We start from the raw sequence: 3,777 nt of genomic DNA, 5'->3' as shown, positions 1-3,777 counted from the left end.
TCAGGACGGGGGGACGTCGCTCAGCCGAAAAGCTCGCTGTGCGAGCCAAGCCGCGCCAGTCGCAGGGTGTCGGGGTCGGACTTGCGGTAGATCAGCAGCAAGTCGGGCTTGATGTGACATTCCCGATAGCCCGCCCAATCGCCGGAAAGATCGTGATCGCGATAGCGTGCATCGAGAGGCTGATCGGTCGCTAGTGCGACCAACACCGGCTTGATCGCGTCATCAAGCGTGGCGCGATGCTGCCCCTTGGCTTCCCGCTTGTAGTCGCGCTTGAAGGCGGAGGAACGGTCAATCGTCCGCATGCAAATCCGCCATTAGGTCGTCCACATTGGCGAACTTCTTACCCTTGCCTGATTCCAGTTCGGCAATCGCCTTTTTCGTGGGGGTGTTGGGTACCTTCACATCGAAGGGCAGGCGGTGTTCGTCGGCAATGCGCAGCATCAGCAGGCGGATAGCATCAGAGATCGACAGCCCCATTGCTTCGAGCGCACTGGCGGCACGTTCCTTGGTGGCGGTGTCGATGCGGGCGCGGACGTAGGTATCGGCGGTAGTGCTCATGGTAGTTCTCCGAGATCGGTTCAAGTACTGAAATTATAGTCGCAATGCGACTACAATGCAAGGCTGCATCGTGGGGTTGTATGCGGGGTTCGGGGAGCAATGGAACAGGGAAGTCAGTTAAGCGCTCACCAATGCCGGTCGGTGCCTTCCATGCGCGCATAGCTTTCGGAAAAGCAGTGCCGGTCGTCTGCACCGCTGGCGATGTCGTTCAGCAAATTGTTCACGGCTTCATCCAGTTCCTCGTCGGTGTCATAGGGCACCTTCAGTTCATATTCGCCGTTCGGTCGCCGCGTGGCGTCATATTGGGCAAGGTCAAAAAACTCGACATGCTCGATCGTGCGCTTCTTTCCGCGTACGGACTTGCTGTTGTTTTCGATGCGCAAGGTCAGCAGGATGGTGGCGACCTTGGGTGGATTGTCGTTGTCGCTCTCGGTGACTGACATGCTTGGCGGGGGCTGCACAGGTCTTTTGTACGGTCCGATCTCGACGCCGCGATGTCGCAGGTAGCTGTACAGGGTGCTTTTGGACAAATGCAACTTTTGCGCGATGGCCGCGACCGACAGCTTGCGCTCGCGATACAGGGTTTCAGCTGCCAGTGCCGTCGCTTCGGCTTGCGGCGACAAACCTTTGGGCCGCCCGCCGACTCGGCCGCGCGCTCGTGCCGCCGTCAGTCCCGCCTGCGTGCGTTCGCGGATCAGTTCGCGCTCGAACTCGGCCAGCGTGGCGAACAGGTTGAACACGAACCGCCCTTGTGCGTTCGTGGTGTCTATAGGGTCGTTCAGACTGAGCAGACCGACTTTGCGCTCGATCAGGCTTCCAACCAGTTCGACCAGGTGCTTGAGCGAGCGCCCCATGCGGTCGAGCTTCCAAATCACCAGCACGTCGCCCTTGCGTAACTGACCCAGCAGTTCATCGAGCGCCGGGCGTGCGGTCTTCGCACCGCTGGCCACGTCCTGGTAGACGCGCTCGCACCCGGCTGCCTTGAGGGCGTCCACTTGCAAGTCGAGGTTCTGGTCGCGCGTTGAGACGCGCGCGTAGCCGATTTTCATCCGTATATTCTGTTTTACTCAATAATTTTGATAATATCGAACTTTGATTAATCGAACCATTATTGCAGACTGCTTGTTGGTCTGCGGACATGTCGTGTCGGTTGTTTCCTTGTAGTTCATAGAAACGATCGTTTTATCGAACCATTGCAAGCGCTGTGAATATGGCTCATAAACACCTATGTGTATAAATCCGGATTAGGGAACATCATGAGCACCGTGCGCTGGAACCTTGCCGTGTCATCAGACACGGATCAGTCCGTCCGTATGTTTCTTGCGTCGCAAGGCGGCGGACGCAAGGGCGACCTGTCACGTTTCATCGAGCAGGCGGTACGCACCTACATCTTCGAGCGCGCCGTTGAGGAGGCCAAGGCGGCGAACGCCAACGTGAGTGAGACCGACTTGACCGCCATCGTGAACGAGGCCGTTCAATGGGCGCGTGAGCACTGATGCGGGTCGTCTTGGACACCAACGTGCTGCTCAGCGCGCTGCTGTCGCCACACGGCTTGCCGGACACCATCTACCGCGCATGGCAGAAGGATCGCTTCGACCTGGTGACGTCGGCCGCGCAAATCGACGAACTGCGCCGCGCAAGCCGCTACGCGAAGTTCAAGGCTGTGCTCCAGCCGCATCGCGTCGGCACGATGGTCAACAACATGCGGCGCTCGATCATGCTGGACGTGCTGCCGCTACTGCCAGAGGGCATCAAGGTCAACGATCCGAACGATGCGTTCTTGCTGGCAATTGCGCTGGCCGGCGGGGCCGACTATCTCGTGACCGGCGACCATCGTGCCGGGCTGCTGCAACAAGAAAGCCTCGCCCGCACACGCATCGTCACGCCGGCCACCTTCTGCGCCGAGGCGCTTTGAGCCATGCCGGTCAGCTTCCTGTCCACCACGCAACGGGAACGCTACGGCTGCTATCCAGACACGGTTTCCAGCGAAGAACTGGCGCGCTATTTTCACCTCGACGACGATGACCGCGAGTGGATCGCTACCAAGCGGCGAGACAGCCATCGCCTGGGCTATGCGCTGCAACTGACCACGGCGCGCTTCCTCGGCACCTTTCAGGAAGACCCAACCGCTGTGCCCGGGGCGGTGCTGCACACCCTCTCGTCCCAGCTCGGCATTGCCGATCCTGCCGATTGCATCGCCGCCTACCGTACAACCAGGCAACGCTGGCAGCACACGGCAGAGATTCGCAAACGTTATGGTTACTGCGAGTTCGCCGATGTCGGTATTCAGTTTCGTCTTGGGCGCTGGCTGTGCGCCCTGTGCTGGACGGGCACCGACCGGCCCAGCGCGCTGTTCGACTACGCCAATGGCTGGCTGGTCGGCCACAAGATATTGCTGCCTGGCGTTACGGTGCTGGAGCGCTTCATCGCCGAAATACGTTCGCGCATGGAGTCGCGCCTGTGGCGGCTGCTTGTGCGCTGCGTGACGGTCGAACAGCAGAAGCGGCTTGATGATCTACTCAAGCCCGCCGAGGGCAGCCGCCAGTCCTGGCTGGATCGGCTGCGCAAGGGGCCGGTGCGTGTCAGCGCTCCGGCGCTTGTGCTGGCCTTGCTGCGCATCGAGACCGTGCGCAACCTGGGCATCAAGCTGCCTGGCACCCATGTGCCGCCGAGCCGCATCGCGGCGCTGGCCCGCTTCGCCTGCACCGTCAAGGTGTCCGCCGTGGCCAGGCTGCCGCAGGCGCGGCGCACCGCCACGCTGGTGGCCTTCGTGTATTGCCTGGAAGCCAGCGCGCAGGACGACGCCATCGACGTGCTGGATATGCTGCTGCGCGAACTCTTCACCAAGGCCGAGAAGGAAGACCGCAAGGTCAGGCAGCGCTCCCTTAAGGATCTGGATCGGGCCGCTTCGACGCTGGCCGAGGCATGCCGGATGCTGCTCGATCCGGCCCTGCCGGACGCCGAACTGCGCGAGCGCGTCTATGCAGCCATCGGCCGCGATGAACTGGCTCAGGCGCTCAACGAAGTTCGCGGCCTGGTGCGTCCTCCCAACGATGTGTTCTACACCGAGCTGCAAGCCCGCAAGGCCACCGTCTCGCGCTTCCTGCCGATCTTGCTGCGTGTCATGCGCTTCGATGCCAATCCATCCGCACAGCCATTGGCGCAGGCGTTGCAATGGCTGCATAAAAGGCCCGACCATGATCCGCCACCGCCACCGCC

Annotated in this window: 5 protein-coding genes and 1 pseudogene; 3 read left to right on the top strand and 3 right to left on the bottom strand. The window is 61.3% G+C overall.

The annotated features are described in order from the left end of the window. Positions 1-20: 20 nt before the first annotated feature. The 3 genes and pseudogenes from XAXN_RS09770 to XAXN_RS23660 all read right to left on the bottom strand — a co-directional run. Positions 21-302 carry a type II toxin-antitoxin system YafQ family toxin gene (locus XAXN_RS09770; RefSeq protein WP_042806120.1) on the bottom strand — a complete coding sequence of 94 codons (282 nt, stop codon included), beginning with the start codon at positions 300-302 and terminating at the stop codon, positions 21-23. Further along, positions 289-558 carry a type II toxin-antitoxin system RelB/DinJ family antitoxin gene (locus tag XAXN_RS09765; protein ID WP_054319400.1) on the bottom strand — a complete coding sequence of 90 codons (270 nt, stop codon included), beginning with the start codon at positions 556-558 and terminating at the stop codon, positions 289-291. Before XAXN_RS09765 ends, XAXN_RS09770 begins: the two co-directional genes overlap by 14 nt. 497 nt (positions 559-1,055) lie before the next feature. Further along, positions 1,056-1,607: pseudogene (locus tag XAXN_RS23660) on the bottom strand (recombinase family protein); the annotation flags it as partial. Between the two features lie 207 nt (positions 1,608-1,814). Between XAXN_RS23660 and XAXN_RS09755 the strand changes: the two are divergent. The 3 genes from XAXN_RS09755 to XAXN_RS09745 all read left to right on the top strand — a co-directional run. Continuing rightward, positions 1,815-2,054, top strand: a complete 240-nt coding sequence (locus XAXN_RS09755; protein WP_054319398.1) for a ribbon-helix-helix domain-containing protein — start codon at positions 1,815-1,817, stop codon at positions 2,052-2,054. Further along, positions 2,054-2,473, top strand: a complete 420-nt coding sequence (locus tag XAXN_RS09750) for a putative toxin-antitoxin system toxin component, PIN family (RefSeq protein ID WP_054319397.1) — start codon at positions 2,054-2,056, stop codon at positions 2,471-2,473. The genes XAXN_RS09755 and XAXN_RS09750 overlap by 1 nt, the downstream gene beginning before the upstream one ends. A gap of 3 nt (positions 2,474-2,476) precedes the next feature. Then, the coding region (locus XAXN_RS09745; RefSeq protein WP_134984867.1) for a DUF4158 domain-containing protein at positions 2,477-3,777 on the top strand (1,301 nt) is incomplete at its 3' end.

The sequence above is a fragment of the Xanthomonas axonopodis genome, from assembly GCF_001304695.1.
Lineage (GTDB): Bacteria > Pseudomonadota > Gammaproteobacteria > Xanthomonadales > Xanthomonadaceae > Xanthomonas > Xanthomonas axonopodis.
This window is presented reverse-complemented; position numbering and strand designations above follow the sequence as displayed.